The following is a 19705-nucleotide window of genomic DNA, read 5'->3' as shown; positions in this document are numbered from 1 at the left end:
TTTTTGAAGCAGGGAAAGATGAAAGAAAAATTAAAGAAAAAAAAATTAGCAATTGTCCATTACTGGTGGATAAACAACAGAGGTGGAGAAAAGGTTTTATTGCAACTTTTAAAAATGTTCCCAACAGCTGATGTTTTTTTGCATACCGGACGCGATGAAATCATAAAAAAAAGCTTGCCTGTTAATTACACGGGAAATATTAGATATACTTTTATTAAAAAACTACCATTATCACAAAAATATTATCAAAAATATTTACCTTTAATGCCTGTTGCCTTAGAGGAACTTGACTTGTCCGAATATGATATAGTTATATCTAGCGAATCCGGTCCTGCAAAAGGTATAATAACCAATCCTGATACTATACACATTTGTTATTGCCACTCTCCGATGCGTTATATTTGGGATATGTATCATCTTTATAAAAAGGATTCTTCATTTTTAACAAGACTTTTCTTTACTATAATATCTCATAAATTAAGAATATGGGACAGATTATCAGCAGATCGTGTTGATTATTTTATTTCCAATTCAAGTTTTATTTCCGCGAGAATAAAAAAATTTTATCGCAGAGAATCTACTATAATTCATCCGCCGGTTGATGTGATGAAATTTCATCCAAATAATGCCAGAAGTGATTTTTATCTTTATGCGGGGCAACTCACCAAATACAAACGACCCGAAGATGCTATTCTAGCCTTTAACAAGGCCAACCTCCCTCTAAAAGTCGTCGGCGGGGGTGAAGACGAGAAAAGGCTAAAGAAAATAGCTAATAATAATATTCAATTTTTAGGTAAGGTGAGCGATAACGATCTTCAAACGCTTTTCCAAACGTGCAAGGCGCTAATTTTTCCTGGAAAAGAAGATTTTGGAATAGTCCCAGTTGAGGCTATGGCAGGCGGTGCACCGGTTATTGCTCTGAAGGAAGGCGGCATTTTAGATACAGTTATACCAGGTGAAACAGGCATTTTATACGAATCTGCAGGTTATGAAAATTTATTGAAATCAGTATTATTATTTGAAGAAGGGGGTGTTAGACTCAATGCACAAGAAATACACAATCATTCTCATAAATTTTCCATCGATGTTTTCAATGAAAAAATTAATAAATTTATGGAAAATGCTACCAGAGGGGAATTAAATTGAAAACAGCCGTTTTGTTTGGTGGAAGCGGATTTATCGGCGTATTCTTCGCCAAATACGCGATCGAAAAAATGGGGTTTAGTCATGTGTATTTATATGATATTGCGCCATTAAAAGAAAAAGATCCATTTAGAATCAATCTTTTGGCCGAAATGAGTCAAAATATTACTTTTATAAAAGGTGATGTTCGCGATGAAATTACCTGGCGTCCAAATGAAGAAATAACGCTAATAGCAAATTTTGCAGCGATCCATAGAGAACCGGGTCATGCCCCTATTGAATACTATGAAACAAATATTAAAGGCGCAAAAAATGTATGTGCTTTTGCGGAGAAAGTTAACTGTAAAAACATAGTTTTTACAAGTTCTATTTCAGTATATGGAACCGCAACAAAACCAGCAACAGAAACAACAACAACTGTTCCATTCACCCCATATGGAAACTCCAAATTAATTTCGGAGTATATTCATATCGGATGGTTGGAAAAAAAACTTCAAGACCGAAATTTGCTTATCGCACGGCCAGGGGTCGTTTTTGGCCCCGGAGAGGGCGGAAATGTTACAAGATTGATCAAATCTGTGTTGGGTGGATACTTTGCCTTCACCGGAAATAAAAAAACAAAAAAAGCCGGTATTTATGTAGAAGAACTTTGCCGTGCGATTTTTTGGTGCCTAAACAAAAAAAATGAAAATAAAAACCTACCTTGTATATTCAATTTTGGAATGAGAGACCCAATATCTTTAGCTGAATATGTCTCTGCCATCAAAATGGTTTCTTCATCAAATCGATTTACCCCAAGCTTTCCATTGTTTATTATATTAATATCCTCTTATTTATTGAAAATAATATCTAAACTTTTAAAAATCAACATTCCAATAAATCCTACGCGAGTGCGTAAGACAGTTCGTGACAATAACATCATTCCGCAAAACCTTATTTCGACAGGTTATTGCTATAAATACTCTCTTGTTGAAGCTTTCGAAAGATGGAAAAAGCAAAAACCTTCAGATTGGGGAGGCGACTAAAGTCATGAAAAATCAAGAAATTATTCCTGTAATCCTAAGTGGTGGATCAGGTTCCCGTTTATGGCCTCTTTCCCGGAAAAGCTATCCTAAGCAATTCCTACCGCTTGTTTCCGCAGAAGAAACAATGATTCAAGGTACACTTATACGTGGTGCCCAAATATCCAATCATTGCCCGATTGTGATTTGCAACGAAGATCATCGCTTTTTGGCTGCTGAGCAAATTCGCGAAGCCAATATTTCAAATGCAGATATTCTATTGGAACCCCTATCCCGCAATACAGCTCCAGCCATTACATTGGCTGCTTTTCACGCTTTATCTCAGGAAGGATCATCCGATCCGATCCTTCTGGTGATGCCCGCCGATCATTTCATCGGTGATGCGAGAAAATTTTCTGCCTATATCGAAGATGGGACCAAGGCCGCGAATGCAGGAAAAATCGTCTGCTTCGGTATTCAGCCTGCTTATTCTGAAACGGGATATGGTTACATCGAAAAAGGTGCGGTACTTACTGCCATCGCCGATAACACCTTTGATGTGAAGGCGTTTACGGAAAAACCTAACCAGGACGCTGCCGAAGGCTACATTCGATCGGGTGAGTTCTGCTGGAATAGCGGAATCTTTATGTTCAAAGCATCGGTATTTCTTGATGAGTTGAACAAATATGAGCCAGAATTGGTGGCAACGTGTCGTACCAGCCTTGAGCAAGCAACGACAGACCTTGATTTCATTCGTATTGACGCCGAGAGTTTCGCCAAGGCGAAAGATATTTCCGTCGATTACGCATTGATGGAACGCACCCAAAACGCCGCTGTCATTCCCATGAATATCGAATGGAGCGATATCGGGTCATGGTCGGCATTATGGCAACTCAAAGACCAGTGTCCGAATGGCAATGTTTATGTTGGCGACGTGATTACCGATCAGGTAAGTAACAGTTACATCCACTCGACATCTCGGCTCGTCACGGCCATAGGTGTACAAGATGTCGTGATTGTGGAAACCAAAGACGCCGTAATGGTCGCCGCCAAAGACAAGGTTCAGGATGTTAAAAACATCGTTGGCAAACTTAAAGATCAAAACCGGCGCGAACAAAGCGATCATCGCGAGGTTTACCGACCCTGGGGCAAATATGATTCTGTCGATCAAGGCGCACGATACCAGGTTAAACGCATTACGGTGAAGCCGGGCGAGAAACTATCGGTTCAAATGCACCATCATCGTGCAGAACACTGGATCGTTGTGAGTGGCACCGCCAAGGTAACGATTGGGGAAAAAACGATCCTTCTTGGGGAAAACCAGTCAACCTACATACCCCTTGGTGACGTTCACGCCCTTGAAAATCCTGGTAAAATTCCGCTTGAATTGATTGAGGTTCAATCAGGAAGCTACCTTGGCGAAGATGATATCGTCAGGTTTGAAGATCGATACGGAAGGTCACAATCGTGACCTTCCCTGAATTTAAACGGGGTACACATTAGAATTAGTATTACTATTGCAACCTGTGATCTTGGCACAACGTAAAATTTAAACTTTAAGATTCAAGTCATATTCCCGATAATCACCCTTTAAATAAGCCTGCCACGCCTTTTCAATCCCTTCATCGAGGGTATATTTCGGACGCCAACCACAAAATTCTGCGCCTGAGCTGCTTAAAAACCGTTCAGCTACGCCATGAGGTATTTTGCGTAAAAATTTAGGCTGCCCATCAAAGCCGACAATATCGGTTACCTTATAAAAAAGATCCGCCATCGTAATGCTCTCGCGCACGCCAACATTAACCAAGTGGTGGCTCTGGTGATGTTTGATGATAACAACAAGCGCATCAGCGAAATCATCAACATATATAAATTCGCGCACTGCCGTACTATGGCCCAATATTGGCATATGCGTCAGATTGGCCTTTTTCGCCTCCTCTGCACCGCGAATGAATGCGGGCATCACCCGGCCCGATAACGGATCATAATTATCACCCGGTCCATATATTTCCGCTGGCACAATTGTGAGGAAATCCTTCTGGTACTGGCGATAATAACAATCACAAAGATGCAAAGCCGCCAGGCGTGCCGTTGCCGAGGATTCATAGGCTTTGTCAAGCGGCCCTGACATAAGTCTATGTTCGGAAGTGGGTACATGAACCATTTCCGGATAAATATGAGGCGCGGCAATATTGATCAGTTTCTCAACACCAGCCAGATATGCACCATGAATCAGGTGCATTGAGATTGCCAGATTTTCATACATGAAATCTGCCGAACGATTCTGATTGGCCAAGGCACTGCCCGATTTACCCGCTGCAATAATCACCAAATCGGGTTTTTCCTTTTGCAGCCAATCATGAACAGCAGCCTGATCAAGAAGATCCAACTCAGGACGCGGGCAAGTTAAAATTGTGCAATCTTCCTGCTCAAACCGGCGCACAAGAGCAGCACCAACCATACCAGTATGACCGGCAATAAAAATCCGCTTTCCCGTAATGTCGTAGTTCAACCAGGCCATTAAAAGCATCCCTGTTCTGCCAACAGAATACAGTTATCCCTTCCGGGCGCATGACATGCGTCCAGTTGGTGTCTCGTATCCTGTGATGTTGCGGAAATAAAAAAATCCACACCGAAATACGCTTCAGGCGCACATCGTGTGTGGACAAAAAACAGCTACCAAATAATCAAATGTACAACAGCCATTCAAACGAGTAGGGCGATTAATAGCAAGAATCTGCAATTTTGTTTTTACACCTGCTGGCGCCGGTTTTGTTCGATCACATTCCGTGAAAAAGCCATTGCCACCACAAAAACAAACCCTATGCCCATCGCGGGCATCTGCAGGCTAAAATCCGTCAAGGCATGTGCACCGACAATCACCATCGCCGATGTGCCAATAATCAGATAGAAAGTATCTTTGCGGGCCGAAAATACGCCCTTTGTAATTTGATAAAAAACAAGCAGGAAAGCGGCAAGCACAGTCACAAGCCCATACAGCCCGGTGCCAAAATAAAATTCGAGGTAACTGTTATGGGCGAGGCTCCAGGTATACGGGCTTAGTTTCACATCCTTGAATGGTCGAAAGCCCGACTCAAAGCTGCCATAACCATACCCCGTAGATAATGCCTGTGTCCCGGCAGCAGATACGGCATCATAAAGGTGCATTCGCTGTTTCTGCGCCCCTTCCAGATACTCAAACCGCTTCTCCAATCCGGCCCCACTGATTGCAAAGCCCCCAATTGCCAACAAAACCGCCCCGGCGATCATTACATTGCCAAAGCGCGACGATACAGCCCTACTGAACCTGAAACATAACAGCGCCACAAACACACCAATCATGCCGCTGACAAAGCCAGCGCGGGAATGGGTGAGCATCAGGGCTGTGCCGGTGGTCAGCACGCCCACCAACGGCAACCAGGCACTTACCAAAGTGCCATCAAGCATTTTTCGGGTAATCTGCCGCGCGGTACCGCCATCGCGGAAATCGCGGGCGAGGATCTTAACCAGGTAAACCAGCGACGCAACAAGGCCAATCGCCGCATAGGTGGCATAGCTGTTGCGGTTAATAAAGGTGCTGGTCAAATCACCGCGATAGGCGGTTTTGTGATACCACAGCACCGTCTCCCAGCCGCCGAAATAAACCACCAGGCCATAAACCGCATAGGCGGTTGAGACCAGCACAAAGAATTTCAGCATCAGCGAAGCATTCTCTCGCTTGCGGCCATAGCGGGCCGAAAGCCAAAATACGCCAGCATAAGCCAACAGCACCATCAACGCATCCCATGTCAGGTCCGGGGCAATGGTCACACGCGGGGCGAGCCGAATGCCCAGTTGCGCGCTGGCCTCTGCCCAGATCGGGTGGGCGATGGCGGGCACAATGCCCGGTGTTGCCTGAACAACAATCCAGGCCACAACAATAAAGAACAGAACCATCGGGATTTTAATGCGCTTGAAAAACTGTCTTTCGCCTTCAGGCGGCGACATCAGACAGGCAATCGCGTCCACCACCACCAGAATGCCGACCCATAGCGAAAGCAAAGACCACGCCCAGGGAAGATTACTGCCATAGGGCAAGGGGGCCAGCGCAACCAGTGCGAGCAACCCGAAAAACACAATACGGCGTAAAAGGCGGGCCAATTTATTCTCCCCGTTTATGGCGCTATGGGCGCACAATCCCCTTTGTGCAGCCTTCAATTCCGATGGCATCATTACCGGTATCAGCGTGCTACGTCAGCAATAAACATAAATTTTCATCATACTGCATCGCCTACTGGTTGCTGCATGCCAGAAAATTCCGTATAGCTAATCAATAAATCCGGATTTGGGACAATCCGGAACAAAGGGATACATACCGGGGGCCAGTTTGAGCAACTCCACCACAACACCTTCCGTCACTGCAAACACTCAGGCGGAAGAAAAGAGGTCACGACTGAAATCGCTGGCCAGCAGCATGACACCGAACAGCGAAAATGACGAGATCGATCTGCAGGAGCTTCTGCGGACGCTGTGGCGTCGCAAGGGCGTTATTTTTTCAATCGTCATCCTGCTCACCGTTCTTGTCACGCTGGTCGTCTTCCAGATCGCGCCAAAATATACCGCTTCCAGCAATGTCATCATCGATGGCCGAAAAAACCAGGTTGTCGATATTGAAAGCGTAATGAGCGGCGTTTCCTCCGAAATGGGCGCGCTGCTCAGTGAAGTGGAAGTGATCAAGTCAAGCTCGCTGATCCGCCGGGTGGTGACAGACCTGAACCTGCAAAAAGACCCGGAATTCAATGCCGAACTCCGCCCCATCCCGTGGTACAAAACGCTGCTGAACCCGGAAACCTATGTCAGCAACGATTTTCTGATCTCAATCGGCCTGAAAAAACCCGAAGTTTTGCTAAGCGAAACCGAACAGGCTGAAGAGCGCATCAACCGCGTTATCAACGATGTCAAAGAACATATGAATGTCAGCATTGTTGGCCGCTCTCAGGTAATCGCCATCAGCTTTACCTCGACCAATGCCCGCAAGGCAGCGCTCATCGCCAATACCATCGCTGACCAATATATTGTCGATCAGCTTGAAGCAAAGTTCGAGGCCACCCGCCGCGCAACCTCTTGGTTGAATGACCGGCTAGCCGCCCTGCGCGACAAGGTTCAAACATCCGAAGCCGCCGTTCAGGCCTATCAGGAATCCATATCGAAGAAGGTCGGTCAGGGTTCCAAAATGACCGAACAGCAGATTTCCGAGCTGAATTCGCAGCTGATCCTGGCCCAGGCCAGCCGCGCCGAAGCCCAGGCGCGGCTCAACCAGGTCCAGCGCCTGCTGGGCAATTCAGCCGATTTATCCTCGGCGGCTGAAGTCCTCAACTCACCCCTGATTCAGCGCCTGCGCGATCAGGAAGCCGAACTTCTACGCAAGGTTTCCGAGCTTGAATCGAAATATGGCGACCGTCACCCGGCCATGATCAAGGCCCGGGCCGAACTGGCCGATCTGCGCGTGTCAATCGAACGTGAAGTGCGCAAAATTGCCCAAAGCCTGAAAAATGAGGTCGGAGTTGCCCAGGCTCGTGTTAGCACCCTGCAACAAAGCCTGAACGGACTGGAACGTAAAAACAACACCCAGAACCAGGCTGAAATCCGTCTGCGTGAGCTGGAACGCGAAGCGAAATCCAACCGCCTGCTCTATGAAAACTTCCTCAACCGCTTCAAGGAAACCAACAGCCAGGAAGATTTGCAGCAGGCCGACGCCCGCATCATTTCACGCGCAGAAGTGCCGGTTGATCCCTCGGCACCGAAAAAGCAGCTTATTATTGCCGTTGCCTTTGTCGGTTCGATCTTCCTCGGTGTGGTGCTGGTCTTTGTCCTTGAACAGCTTGATAACAGCTTCCGCAGCACCGAACAGCTTGAACAGCTTGCTGGCGTGCCCGGCATTGGCATGATCCCGCTTCTGACCGGGAACCTGCTGGGTAAAACCGACGTGGGGCGTTTTCCGACCCACAAGCCAGGCTCGGCAACCACCGAATCGGTGCGTAGTCTGCGAACATCGCTGATGCTGTCAAACGTGGATAATCCACCGCGCATTGTTGGCATCACCTCGACTGTGCCGTCGGAAGGTAAATCCACCCTGGCAGCTTGGCTCGCACAGGTGACGTCGAATTCTGGGCAGCGCACGCTTTTGGTGGATTGCGATTTGCGTCGTCCCACTGTGCATAAAACCTTTGGTGCTGATAACACACACAGCCTTGTTGAATTGCTGGCCGATGAATGCACCATCGATCAGGCGATCAAAAAGGATGACGAAACCGGCCTCTATCTGCTACCGGCAAAAACAACTCAGGCCAATGCGCTGGATCTTCTGTCCTCAAGCCATATGCAGAAAACCCTGATGGCGCTGCGCGAGCATTTCGATTTTATCGTGCTGGATGCGCCGCCAATCCTTGCGGTTTCCGATTCCAAGGTCATTGGTCTGATGGCCGATAAAATGCTGTATGTCGTTAAATGGGACAGCACCCCGCGCGGTCTGGTCAAGGCCGGGCTGAAGGAATCGGCCGAAGCCGGAATTGACCTTGCCGGGGCGGTGCTGACCCAGGTCAATGTCAAGAAGCACGCCAAATACGGATATGGCGACTACGGTTATTATTATGGCCGTTACAAAGACTATTACGCCAAGGGATAAGGATGCGCTTTATCTCAAAGCGCAGGTTACCTGCGATCATCGGGTTACTGGCGGGGACAGGGCTGCTTGTTCTCGCCATTCCCCACACAATGGCAGCGATGCTCCTCGCACTGTCAACGCAGCGTTATGACTATATCAACAATCCCAACACCACCGACGCCACCATTGATGAGCTATATGACACCACAATGGCTGCCATTGACTGGGTGCCAACTTCAAAGGCCTGGACGCGGATTGGTTATCTCGAACTGCAACGCGCCAAGCGCGCCACAACACCCACGGATAAAACGGATCATTACCTGAAAGCCGACCAGGCTTTCACCCAGGCACTGACCATTTCACCAATGGACTCATTTACCTGGGCCCGTCTGACATATACCCGCCTTAAAACCGGCGGAAAAGAAGACGGCACCGCCGTCGCAGCCTTGCGCATGTCACTTCTGACCGGTCCTTATGAACGCAACATCGCGATCAGCCAAATCAACTATGCCATCAGCCTGTGGTCGCAGCTCACGACCGCCGAACAGGAAGATATTCGCAAAAAAATCCGCTGGATCGATACACTGGAACATCGTGCTTTGGTCAATCTGGCAAAACGAAATTTGAATAATATTGGCATTACCGTGGAAGCGATGACCAAGGCGCCAACAAAGCGTTTTTCACGCTTTATTCGCGATATTAACAAGCCATCGTAACCTTATAAACCATACCCGGAACGCGACGGCTGTCGTTGCGACACCAAACAGCGATCAATAATACCTGCTTCCTGAGCTTAGGCATATTTTGCCAAAGCAAATAGCCTGTGACATCCAGGCCACACATGACGTCAGCCCACACATCCCAAAAGTACACAAAACCGCTATAGAACTGCTGAACCATCGATAAGCAAGGGTGTCTTGCATTCACGTCACCCACACGCCACACAACATCTTTTGGTTGCATTCGGTCCCATTGAAATGCCTCTCAAGCATTTCATATGCCGTCATAAAGATGCTGATTCACTTTTATCGATTCTGGCAAATGCGCGCTTACGAAACAAAGTCGATAACCTAGAATCGTAACAAAAGAAAAACGTTCAACCTGAGCTTTCCGATGCAAAAACCTATCTGAAAGTTGAGCAGGAAAGGGCAATAGTTCAAATTATGTTGTAAATCAGCAACAGTCCTGACCCGTTATCTTTATAAATCTCGCAGAACGTGTAATATTGTTTGCGTCTAGTGCATACCTCCCATAGATTTATCCTCATGTATTAGGGCTAAGAAGCGTGGTTTTTTGTGCCTGCTTGCCTGATGGGGACCGAATAAAGCGCACGAAAGGGAGTCGCTGGAACATGAAGATGATAAGCAAGTTTGCAGCCGTCACTGCATTAGCTGGCGGAATGCTTTTGGGGGTCCATGGCCTCGCCAATGCACAGAGTGCGGCAATTACCCCATCGGTTATTGCGACACTTAACGCCGCAAGTACATCTCCAGAACTTCTGGCTCAAGCCGTCAGTAATCTGGTCCGCGCAAACCCGGCCGCAGCGGCCACCATTGCAGCCGCCGCAGCAAAAGCCAACCCGGCAGCCGCAGCACGTGTTGCCGGTGCCGCGGCTGCCGCCGCACCCAATTCAGCAAGTGTGATTGCTGCTTCGGTTGTTACCGCCGTTCCGGCTGCGGCCGAAACGGTTACCAGCGAAGTTGTCACGGCAGTCCCGGCGGCGGCGGCACAGGTCGCCGTTTCAGTGACAACAGCAGCACAAAATTCTGCGACCGCAACCGGCACAGCAAGTACAACCTCGCCTGCTGCCATTGCCGCTGCCGCGACCAAAGCATCCCCCAATAGCGCCCTTGCAATTGCCGCTTCTGTTTCGCGGGCAAACCCGCAAGCAGCCAGCCAGATCGCCAGCTCGGTTGCCGTTCAGGCCCAGACGAGCGGCTCAACGGCGACCCCGGGAATGATCGCGGCAGTATCCGCCGAAAGTGCTGGTATTAACCGCACGGATGTTGTACGCGCCGTTGCAACTGCAACAAACACAGCGCTTCCTACTGTTGCCACCCAATCTGCGGGTGCGGAAAACAATCGACTGATTAATCAGATTGTGAACAGTTCGACTGACACGGTGCAGACAGCACAAAATGATGCTGAAACCGCCAGTTCAGCCAATGATCAGGCTGATTCCAGCACCGAAACTGCAGAGGCCAACCAGCAGACTGGTGGGGATGTCGGAGATACTGGCGGCACTGATGATGATACACTTGCCGAAACCAACCAAGACAGTGAATCACAAAACAATGCCAGCCAGAACAAGCCTCAGAACCAAGGCTAATTCGGTGATGATACAAATATTGAACGCAAGAAGTTTATAAGGGGATACAACGTGAAATTTCTTAAAGGGGGACTGCTTGCATCCGTAGCAGTTGGCGCGTTGACGGTGGTTTTTCCGGCAGCAGCACAGGAATCGGTCAATCCGGATCAGGCGGTGACGCAACGCACACCTGAAGGATATGAACCGAACGGTATTCCCGTTGGCTCTTTCCGTCTTTATCCGAAGGTTGAAGCGGCCGAAGAATATAACGACAATATTTACAAGTCGAACACCAACGAGAAAGATGATTACATCACCAAAATCTCGCCGGGTTTGCAGCTGCGTTCCAACTGGAACCGTCATTTCCTGCAATTTGAAGCCTCGTCGGAATTTGGCATCTATGCGGACAGCAGCGACGATAATTATACCGACTATAATTTGCGCGCGACCGGCCGTGCTGATGCGACCGAAGCCCTGAAATTCAATGCCGATGCCCGCCTGCAGCACCTGCATGAAGAACGTGGTGGCGACGATGTCCCGGCCAATGCCAAAGAACCGGTTGAATATGACAAATTGACCGGTGTGATCGGTGGCACCTACAAACCAAACCGCTTCAGCGTTGGCCTGACCGGCACGGTTGATGATTATAATTACGATAGTAATGAAAACATCAACGGCACGACCACCAGCAACGACGGTCGTGATCGCACCGAAACCAAAGGTGAAGTCCGCTTCGGTTACGAAATCCAGAACGGATACGAAGCCTTTATCAAAAGCTCGGTCAATGACCGCAACTATGATAAAACGGCAACATCCGGCCCCAATGTCGGTGTGAACCGTGATTCCAGCGGTTACAAAGTCCAAGCAGGTATCGCCATTGACCTTGACCGTCTGATCCGTGCCGATCTTGGTGTGGGCTGGATGGAACAGGATTACGACAATCCCTCATTGAAGGATGTCGATGGTTATTCGGCCGATGCCCGCATTCGCTGGAACATCACCGAATTGACCACGCTTCGCGCGCTTGCATCCCGGACCATCAACGAAACCACCACCAATGGTGCCTCTTCAACGGTAGGCACCGCACTTGGTGTTGGTGTTGATCACGAATTGATGCGCAACCTGATCCTGAATGCCGATGCGAAATACTACAATTCGGATTATCAGGGTATTTCGCGCGAAGACGACAAATACACCTATTCGGTTGGCGCGGATTACAAGCTTAATCGCAACCTTTATGGTGGCGTCAAATTGACCCACGAAACGCGCAATTCCGACAATGCCATCAATGAATATGATCAGAATGTGGTGATGGTAAAAGTCGGCGGCCAGTTCTAAGCTGACGAGATATCGTTCCGCATTCTCATTATAGATGCTATGATCCCTTCGGGTTCGCCCGAAGGGATTTCTTTTAGACAGGTTGGTTATGCGTAAATTATGTGGATTCATCTTCGCCCTGTTCATGTCGCTGATGGCCATCAATGCGGCCTATGGGGCGCAGCCGGTTTACACACTCGGTTCAGGCGACAAGGTACGAATTACGGTATTTGGCGAACCCGACTTATCAGGGGAATTTGAAGTTTCTGGCGAAGGCCAGATTTCCCTGCCCCTGATCGGTATTGTTACCGCAGGCGGCAAAACCCTGCACGAACTAAGCTCCGACATCGAAACCAAACTGAAAGACGGGTATCTGGTTGACCCGAAAGTCAGTGCCGAAGTCATGAATTACCGCCCATTTTACATTCTGGGCGAAGTCAAGGAACCGGGCAGCTATCCCTTTGTCAATGGCATGAGCGTTCTCAATGCAGTCGCCCTTGGCGGTGGTTTCACCTACCGGGCGGACAAGGACGATATTCTGATCATTCGGGGGGGCGATGAAAGCCGCAAACCGGAAAAGGCAACGCCAGAAACCATTGTTTTACCGGGCGATATTGTCCGTGTTGAAGAACGTTTCTTCTGATCGAAATAAAAGAAATAAGAGACCTCAAAGCATCAAAGACCGGCCCCGTGCCGGTCTTTTTATCATCACGCCCCGGTCATAAGAAGCGATAGTCCCGCCCCTCCAGGCGAAGGCACGTCAATTGGCCGGAATAATAGGCCCCGGTATCCAACCCGATACGATGATTGCGAACTGTTGGCTCTTCCGTCACCGTATGTCCATGCACCACAACCTTGGCTAAGGTGCCCGAGAAGCTTAGAAACGGCTCACGTATCCAGCGTAGAATCTCTGGCCCCTGCCCGGCAATTGGCTTTTCCGGGTCAATCCCGGCATGAACAAACAGATAATCTCCCAGCTCGAAACTGTCTTTAAACCGGGCAAAAAAGCGGTCATGTCCTGCTTCCTGCAGGGCGACCTGTAAATCTTCTGCCGCCTTGATGGCCTTTTGGGCGTTAAAAGCCCCCGCCGCGACCGAAATATTGTAACTCAGCAAGGTTTCGGCCCCGCCATAGGTCAGCCATTCCATGCTGTTTTCCGGGTCCTCCAGAAAACGCACCATAAATTCCTCATGATTTCCCATCAGCCAGACCTGATCGATCTCATGGGTTTCTTCATGGGTAAGAATAAGGTCAATGACCTGTCGGCTTTTCAAGCCGCGATCCACCAGATCCCCAAGATAGATAACCGTCTTTTTCTGGCTGCCCGTCACGGGGTCGGCCATAATCCGCGCCAGCTTCTGTTCAAGTAAATCCGCCCGACCGTGAATATCGCCAATGGCGTAAACAACAACACCTTCGGGCACAGAAGCCTGGTCAAGCCCGACTTTTCCGGCCTTTGACCTGATTGTCGTTTCCGTCGGCTGCTTCTTTTTGCCGAACCACCCAAACATAAAATATCCTCGTTTTTTCTTCCGAATCAGGACAATCCGAAAGCAACAAACCGGGCCTCCCCGGTCAATGGCCGCCAGCGCCTGAGGGGCCTAGTCTTTGGCAACCAGATTCATATAAATCCAAACGCGATATGTCTTGCCATCCGGCCCGACATAGGAGAAATGGCCCCAATTATCTTTCTGCTCAAGCAATTGCATCGGCGTGCTTTGCGGCATGGCAAAGGCAATTTCATAATCCGTTCCCGGCCCCATGCGGGCATTGACATTGTCTGACGTGGTGCGCCAGACATCGACTTTTATCGGATTTACATCGCCATTGGCAGAATCGGCATCCGCTGTATCTGCCGTCACTTGTGCCGTTGTATCAGCAGAATCCGCTCCGGCCTCCGGGGCAACGGGCTGATCCGCATCATCGCCTGGCATCTCGGTATCAAGCGCGTTATTCATGCCAAGGGCTTGTGATTCGCGGCTTTCAAGGGCTGCTGTTTCATCAGGCGTATCGGCCGCATCGCCAGTCGCCCCGGCGTCAGACACCGTGCCAACCAGTTTTAACGGACGGCCATCAACTACCAGTTGGCTCAATTTCCAGCAGTTTCCAGTATCTCCCCCCGTTGGTCCGCAGGTATAATCCACCTGGCCATAATAGGCTGGCGAAAGATTGCCGCTGCGCGCCGTCCCGCGAAAAACCCAGCTATCCCCGTTGGTCCGGTCACCCGGAACCAGCATGGCAATTTTATAGCCGTGCAAATCAAAAACAGGCGAAATCTGATCTGCCATACCGGTATAAAGCGCGGCAGGCGATGGCTGAAAGTGATTGGCCATTTTTTGCTGCTTTGCCTGTTGCTGGGTCCAGTAAAAGACCCCTCCGGCAACGACAAGCCCAAAAACAACGATTCCGACGATCAGCTTTTTCATTCGCACCCGCTTTTATCGATTATCTGACACATCGGGAAATCAACCTGATTTCCCAGTCCGTTCCAGACTACCAGTTATCCTGACCGCATCCTATGAACCTGATCCCATTGAATCCAGTCACAAATTGAAATTTCATGCAATCTGCACGATTAAATCTCGATTGCCACGGTTTTAAAGCCCATTACGGCCACAACACCGTGGCATATGCGAAAACCACACCCCAAAACAGAATGATTATAAGCTCGAGGTAAGACGATTTGCACCATCGCCACCCACAGCGATGCCGTTCGTCGACCATGTGAAAGCGTCCAAAACGGCAACCTTCTTTTCCAGGCATAAGAAAGCATCCCTTATCCGGTGCTTTATCAAATATCCGTTCTTTACCTTACGCGCTGGTCATGGTGATATCCTTGGCGTTAGGACAATTCACTAACGCCACCATCTGCCACCAACGAGGAATAACATGTCCATACAACCCGGTTTGCGCCACGGCGGTCGCATCCTTGTCGATCAACTGCAAATTCATGGCTGTGAACGCGCCTTTCTGGTGCCTGGCGAAAGCTTTCTGGCCGTGCTTGACGGCATGGTTGATCACCCTGAAATCACCCCTGTCGTCTGCCGTCAGGAAGGCGGTGCTGCCATCATGGCCGAGGCCTATGGCAAACTCACTGGCAAACCCGGCATTTGCATGGTTACGCGCGGCCCCGGCGCGACCAATGCCTCTGCCGGTGTTCATGTTGCGCATCAGGATTCAACCCCGATGATCCTGTTTGTCGGCCAGATTGGCCGGGACATGGTGGACCGCGAAGCGTTCCAGGAAGTCGATTATCGCAAAATGTTCGAGCCCCTTTGCAAATGGGTCGGCCAGATCGACAGTATTGAACGCATTCCCGAATATATCAGCCACGCCTATCATATTGCCACCTCTGGCCGCCCCGGGCCGGTTGTGCTCGCCCTTCCCGAAGACATGCTGTCTTCCAGTGCAGAAGTTGCCGATGGCAAACCCTATGTCGAGGTTGAAGCCCGAACGGCGCCAGAAGACATCACCCTGTTCCGTGCGGAGCTGGAAAAAGCACGCCAGCCGGTAATGATTGTGGGCGGCGGCGGCTGGACCGCCGAAACCAGCCAAAATCTGGTTGCCTTCGCCGAAGCCAACAATGTGGCAATTGCCACCTCGTTTCGCTGTCAGGATTATATGCCCAACACCCATCCCAATTTTATTGGCGATGTTGGCATTGGCATCAATCCCAAGCTGGCTACGTTTATCCGCGATGCCGATCTGGTCATATTGGTCGGCTCGCGCATGGGGGAAATGACCAGCAGTGGGTATAGCCTGCTCGAAATTCCCTGCCCCAAACAGCGGCTGATCCATGTTTATCCAGGCCCCGATGAGCTCGGCCGGGTTTATCGCCCGGATATCGCCATCAATGCATCCCAGCGTTCTTTCATGCGCGCCCTTGCCCATATGGAGCCGGTGGATGGTTCTGCCCGTGCAGAGCAGATCAAACAGGCACGGGACGCCTATCTGGCGTTTTCAACCCCACTCGATACCCCGGGCGATGTGAAAATGGCCCATGTCATCGGCCATTTGCGCGATGTGCTGCCAGATAATGCCATTGTCACTAATGGTGCGGGCAATTATGCCGCCTTTCTGCACCGTTTTTATCGCTATCGCAGCTATCGTACCGAATTGGCCCCGACATCGGGTTCGATGGGCTATGGCCTGCCGGCATCGGTATCGGCAAAATTGCACCATCCGGACCGCCCGGTAGTTTGCCTGGCTGGCGACGGCTGCTTTTTGATGCACGGCCAGGAATTTGCCACAGCTGTGCAATATGGCGCCAATATCATTGTTGTGGTGGTCAATAACGGCATGTTCGGCACGATCCGCATGCATCAGGAACGCAATTATCCGGCCCGCGTTTCTGGCACCCAATTACACAACCCCGATTTCGCCGGCTATGCCCGCGTCTTTGGCGGTCACGGCGAAACCGTCACGAAGACAGAGGATTTCGGCCCAGCCCTGGAACGCGCAATCGCCGCCAACAAACCGGCAATCATCGAAGTGCAAGTCGACCCGCAGGCCTTAACACCGGTAAAGACGCTGGATGAGATAAGAAATGGTTGTTAAGCAAATCGCTTGGACCCAACGCTGATAGTTATTGAAACTGCCGCCAGTTGTTTTTCCTGGCGGCAGTTTCATCTACCCAAAAGGTATATTTCGCTTTCACGTTGCCACTGAACGACAAAGACGGTCAGGTCGATGAAGCCATCCAACCGCTTTACGACAAAACGACATCTCCGCTCTCAATCGCTCGTTCCAGCCGATCAACCGCCAGGCTCATTTTCTCATCAATGATGTGCAAATATTCGGTCCAGTCGGAAATATGGGTCAGTTCCTTTTTGCCATCGGAAATACCTCGCAGACCGATCAAAGGCAGACCAAATTTCTCACAAACACGCCACACGGCATAGGTTTCCATATCCACCATATCGGCAGCAATCGCATCATAGGCCGCACCAGAGACGATATTGCCGCCCGTCGACAGGGTTGCCTCTGCGATACCGGGAATACGATGAGGCAGCGCAACAATTGCCGGAAACTCGACAAAGGGAGTACACCCCTTTTCAAATCCCAAAGGCGACGCATCCATGTCGCGGTAGGACACGGCGGTCACTTGATAAATCTCCGCCTGAACCAGATCACGCGAACCAGCCGACCCCAAAGACACAACCACATCCGGAAGCTGCCCCTGCGCTTCGCGCCTGGCTATTGCCGCCGTCAAGTTGACTGCCGCCTCAACCGGGCCAACCCCAATCATCTCCGGCTTGATCCGCGCCTGCAGATGAGGACCATATTCAGCAGGGGCAGCCATGACACAAAGCACACTGTCTTTCATATTTCCTCATCCAGTTTGACAAGCAATACCATAACGATTGATCAAACTTTTCGCACAAGAGCGCAATTCTATATTGGAACTTCAGTCGTGATTGACACTCCAGCGTACTATCATTATACGATAGCACTTTACTATAGTTGGCAGTCAACACAATATCTACGACCAATCAAAACATAGATAAGCACTAAGGGCTACCTGTGACAGCAGCTGATCCCTCTTATTTCTAGGAACGCCGAGGAAACCTCGCAAAACAGGTCGCCTGGATGGCCTTGCCACGCAAAGATTGGCATCAAACAGGCAGAATCTAAAATTGGGCTAAATGGTTTTAATCAAAAAATAAATTGATTAATATTTTAAAGAAGAAAGATTCATAATTTATATAAATCACCGATATAAAACATCCAAATGGAAAAAGAAAAATTGTCTTCTAGCTGACAACCAGAACGGGATCAAAACCAAATGTCTCTTAGCCGTTTACCTATGTGCGCAGACCTCATCAATCAGAACTTTGAAGATTACAGCCTTCTAGATTTAGGTTGCAGAACCATGGATCTAAAACCACTCCTGCACAGCTGCAAAGAATACCATGGAACAGACTTTATTGCTGCAGAAGGTGTATTTCAATGCAACTTAGAAGAAGGGTTACCTCAATTTGAAAGCAATTCCTTCGATATTGTAACGGCCCTAGATGTTCTTGAGCATCTTGAAAATTCTCATAAAGCTCTTGATGAAGCTCTGCGCGTTGCAAAGAAGGCTGTCTTTGTATCCCTGCCAAATATGTACTACATCAAGTTTCGGTTGAATTTTCTGATGGGTAAAGGGCTATCCGGCAAATATGCTTTCCCTACCCGACCTATCATGGATAGACATCGCTGGGTTCTTTCTTTCTCTGAAGCTGTAAACTTTATTCAAGAAAACACGAAAAAACATGAAGTCAGTATTCATAAAATTATCCCTGCGCGCGGTCGCATGAAAATGATTGCTGAACCTATTGAAACCTGGCTGTCAGAAAATTTTCCTGACACTTTTTCTTACGGAGTTTTGTTTATGATCAGAAAGCAAGAAAAATGATAGATCTCTTTGTTCTCCCTTCATGGCAACGATACAAAGACCTATCTTTCTTTAAGACTGAAAATTTCAGCGTTTTACGTATTTTACAATATGAGATATTAAGAAAAAAGACATTCAAAGGGAAAACTCTTGATTTTGGAGGTGGAGCCAAATCTGATTACCACCAAGTTGTTTCCTTTGAAACATATGAATCGGTAAACATAGACGATTCTATGGACCCTACATGACTAAGCTCTATTGGAGAAAAACTATCTTGCCCTCAGGGAGGGTATGACACCGCACTCTCAATGAACACATTTGAGCATATTTTTGACGCGCGATTTTCTCTAGAACAGCTTCATAATGCACTTAAAGAAGGTGGGGAACTAGTATGCGCGACACCATTTCTCTATCCGATACACGCTTACCCTCAAGACTATTTCAGACCCACAGATATGTGGTGGAAAGAAACACTACAGGAAATTGGATTTATTGATATAAAAGTTACACCACTATTATGGGGACATTTTAGCACTGGCTTGGTTTGCTCCGGCACTCCTGGTCCATTCAAAACGATGCGTCTTCATATTGCATTACTCAAAGATTGGCTCTATATCCAACTGGGACAAAACCTTCAAAAACCTTTTATTAAAAATATATCTTACTTCTCCCTTGGATTTTTCATAGAAGCGAGAAAAAAATAATCAGCATCCACCTCCACCCATCTAATGCCGAATTCAGATAGTCACCCAAGACCTCACAAGTTTAATAATACTATCAAAAAACAAGATATTACATCAAAAAACGCACCCTATTAAATATCCTACCACAACTCAAAATCCTTTCAAAAGCACATCTGAGAAATATTTTATGATAATTACTTATAATCCCCGAAAATGGATGAAAGTTATGCTCAA

Annotated in this window: 16 protein-coding genes; 11 read left to right on the top strand and 5 right to left on the bottom strand. The window is 48.6% G+C overall.

Annotated features, from left to right (window positions below; all coding sequences use genetic code 11):
* The first annotated feature begins 18 nt into the window (after positions 1-18).
* Genes TH25_RS01505 through TH25_RS01495 form a run of 3 tightly spaced genes read left to right on the top strand, consistent with a single transcriptional unit; the run spans position 19 to position 3615 of the window.
* Complete coding sequence (locus tag TH25_RS01505; RefSeq protein ID WP_114086645.1) at positions 19-1146, top strand: glycosyltransferase; 1128 nt, start codon at positions 19-21, stop codon at positions 1144-1146.
* Positions 1143-2168, top strand: coding sequence for an NAD-dependent epimerase/dehydratase family protein (locus TH25_RS01500; RefSeq protein ID WP_181847316.1), 1026 nt, complete (start codon positions 1143-1145; stop codon positions 2166-2168). Before TH25_RS01505 ends, TH25_RS01500 begins: the two co-directional genes overlap by 4 nt.
* Before the next feature lie 4 nt (positions 2169-2172).
* Positions 2173-3615 carry a mannose-1-phosphate guanylyltransferase/mannose-6-phosphate isomerase gene (locus TH25_RS01495; protein ID WP_181847314.1) on the top strand — a complete coding sequence of 481 codons (1443 nt, stop codon included), beginning with the start codon at positions 2173-2175 and terminating at the stop codon, positions 3613-3615.
* Between the two features lie 78 nt (positions 3616-3693).
* On the opposite strand, the gene TH25_RS01490 is transcribed toward TH25_RS01495, so the two are convergent.
* Both TH25_RS01490 and TH25_RS01485 read right to left on the bottom strand, forming a co-directional pair.
* Positions 3694-4665 carry an NAD-dependent epimerase/dehydratase family protein gene (locus TH25_RS01490; RefSeq protein ID WP_181847312.1) on the bottom strand — a complete coding sequence of 324 codons (972 nt, stop codon included), beginning with the start codon at positions 4663-4665 and terminating at the stop codon, positions 3694-3696.
* A 230-nt stretch (positions 4666-4895) separates the two neighbouring features.
* Positions 4896-6284: an O-antigen ligase family protein gene (locus TH25_RS01485; protein WP_181847310.1), complete on the bottom strand. Its 1389-nt coding sequence runs from the start codon at positions 6282-6284 to the stop codon at positions 4896-4898.
* Positions 6285-6597: 313 nt separating this feature from the next.
* Between TH25_RS01485 and TH25_RS01480 the strand changes: the two genes are divergently transcribed.
* From TH25_RS01480 to TH25_RS01460, 5 genes are all read left to right on the top strand, one after another.
* Complete coding sequence (locus tag TH25_RS01480) at positions 6598-8808, top strand: GumC family protein (RefSeq protein ID WP_114086641.1); 2211 nt, start codon at positions 6598-6600, stop codon at positions 8806-8808.
* A gap of 2 nt (positions 8809-8810) precedes the next feature.
* Positions 8811-9503, top strand: coding sequence for a hypothetical protein (locus TH25_RS01475; RefSeq protein ID WP_114086640.1), 693 nt, complete (start codon positions 8811-8813; stop codon positions 9501-9503).
* Between the two features lie 641 nt (positions 9504-10144).
* Complete coding sequence (locus TH25_RS01470; protein WP_147252964.1) at positions 10145-11116, top strand: hypothetical protein; 972 nt, start codon at positions 10145-10147, stop codon at positions 11114-11116.
* 51 nt (positions 11117-11167) lie between these two features.
* Positions 11168-12433 (top strand): outer membrane beta-barrel protein, encoded by a 1266-nt coding sequence (locus TH25_RS01465; protein WP_181847309.1) that lies wholly within the window; start codon positions 11168-11170, stop codon positions 12431-12433.
* 88 nt (positions 12434-12521) lie between these two features.
* On the top strand, positions 12522-13055 hold the full coding sequence (locus TH25_RS01460) for a polysaccharide biosynthesis/export family protein (protein ID WP_114086637.1): 534 nt from the start codon (positions 12522-12524) through the stop codon (positions 13053-13055).
* 76 nt (positions 13056-13131) lie between these two features.
* Here TH25_RS01460 and TH25_RS01455 read toward each other — a convergent pair whose 3' ends face one another.
* Together TH25_RS01455 and TH25_RS01450 are read right to left on the bottom strand one after the other, a co-directional pair.
* On the bottom strand, positions 13132-13923 hold the full coding sequence (locus TH25_RS01455) for a metallophosphoesterase family protein (protein ID WP_114086636.1): 792 nt from the start codon (positions 13921-13923) through the stop codon (positions 13132-13134).
* A gap of 90 nt (positions 13924-14013) precedes the next feature.
* Entirely contained in the window at positions 14014-14838 is an 825-nt protein-coding gene (locus tag TH25_RS01450; RefSeq protein ID WP_114086635.1) for an SH3 domain-containing protein, read from the bottom strand.
* Between the two features lie 463 nt (positions 14839-15301).
* Between TH25_RS01450 and TH25_RS01445 the strand changes: the two genes are divergently transcribed.
* The gene (locus tag TH25_RS01445; RefSeq protein ID WP_114086634.1) at positions 15302-16969 is read left to right on the top strand and encodes a thiamine pyrophosphate-binding protein; all 1668 of its coding nucleotides are present in this window, start codon (positions 15302-15304) and stop codon (positions 16967-16969) included.
* 151 nt (positions 16970-17120) lie between these two features.
* Here the strand turns inward: TH25_RS01445 and TH25_RS01440 are convergent, their stop codons facing one another.
* Positions 17121-17738 carry a 5'-methylthioadenosine/S-adenosylhomocysteine nucleosidase gene (locus TH25_RS01440; RefSeq protein ID WP_114086633.1) on the bottom strand — a complete coding sequence of 206 codons (618 nt, stop codon included), beginning with the start codon at positions 17736-17738 and terminating at the stop codon, positions 17121-17123.
* Between the two features lie 459 nt (positions 17739-18197).
* Here TH25_RS01440 and TH25_RS01435 point away from each other — a divergent pair, with 459 nt between their 5' ends.
* Positions 18198-18809 carry a methionine biosynthesis protein MetW gene (locus TH25_RS01435; protein WP_114086632.1) on the top strand — a complete coding sequence of 204 codons (612 nt, stop codon included), beginning with the start codon at positions 18198-18200 and terminating at the stop codon, positions 18807-18809.
* Positions 18810-19096: 287 nt separating this feature from the next.
* Positions 19097-19492, top strand: coding sequence for a class I SAM-dependent methyltransferase (locus TH25_RS01425; protein WP_114086630.1), 396 nt, complete (start codon positions 19097-19099; stop codon positions 19490-19492).
* Positions 19493-19705: the final 213 nt, after the last annotated feature.

It is taken from the genome of Thalassospira profundimaris, from assembly GCF_003326755.1.
Classification (GTDB): domain Bacteria; phylum Pseudomonadota; class Alphaproteobacteria; order Rhodospirillales; family Thalassospiraceae; genus Thalassospira; species Thalassospira profundimaris_B.
The sequence above is the reverse complement of the archived record's forward strand: the minus strand, read 5'-3'. Positions and strand labels throughout refer to the sequence as shown.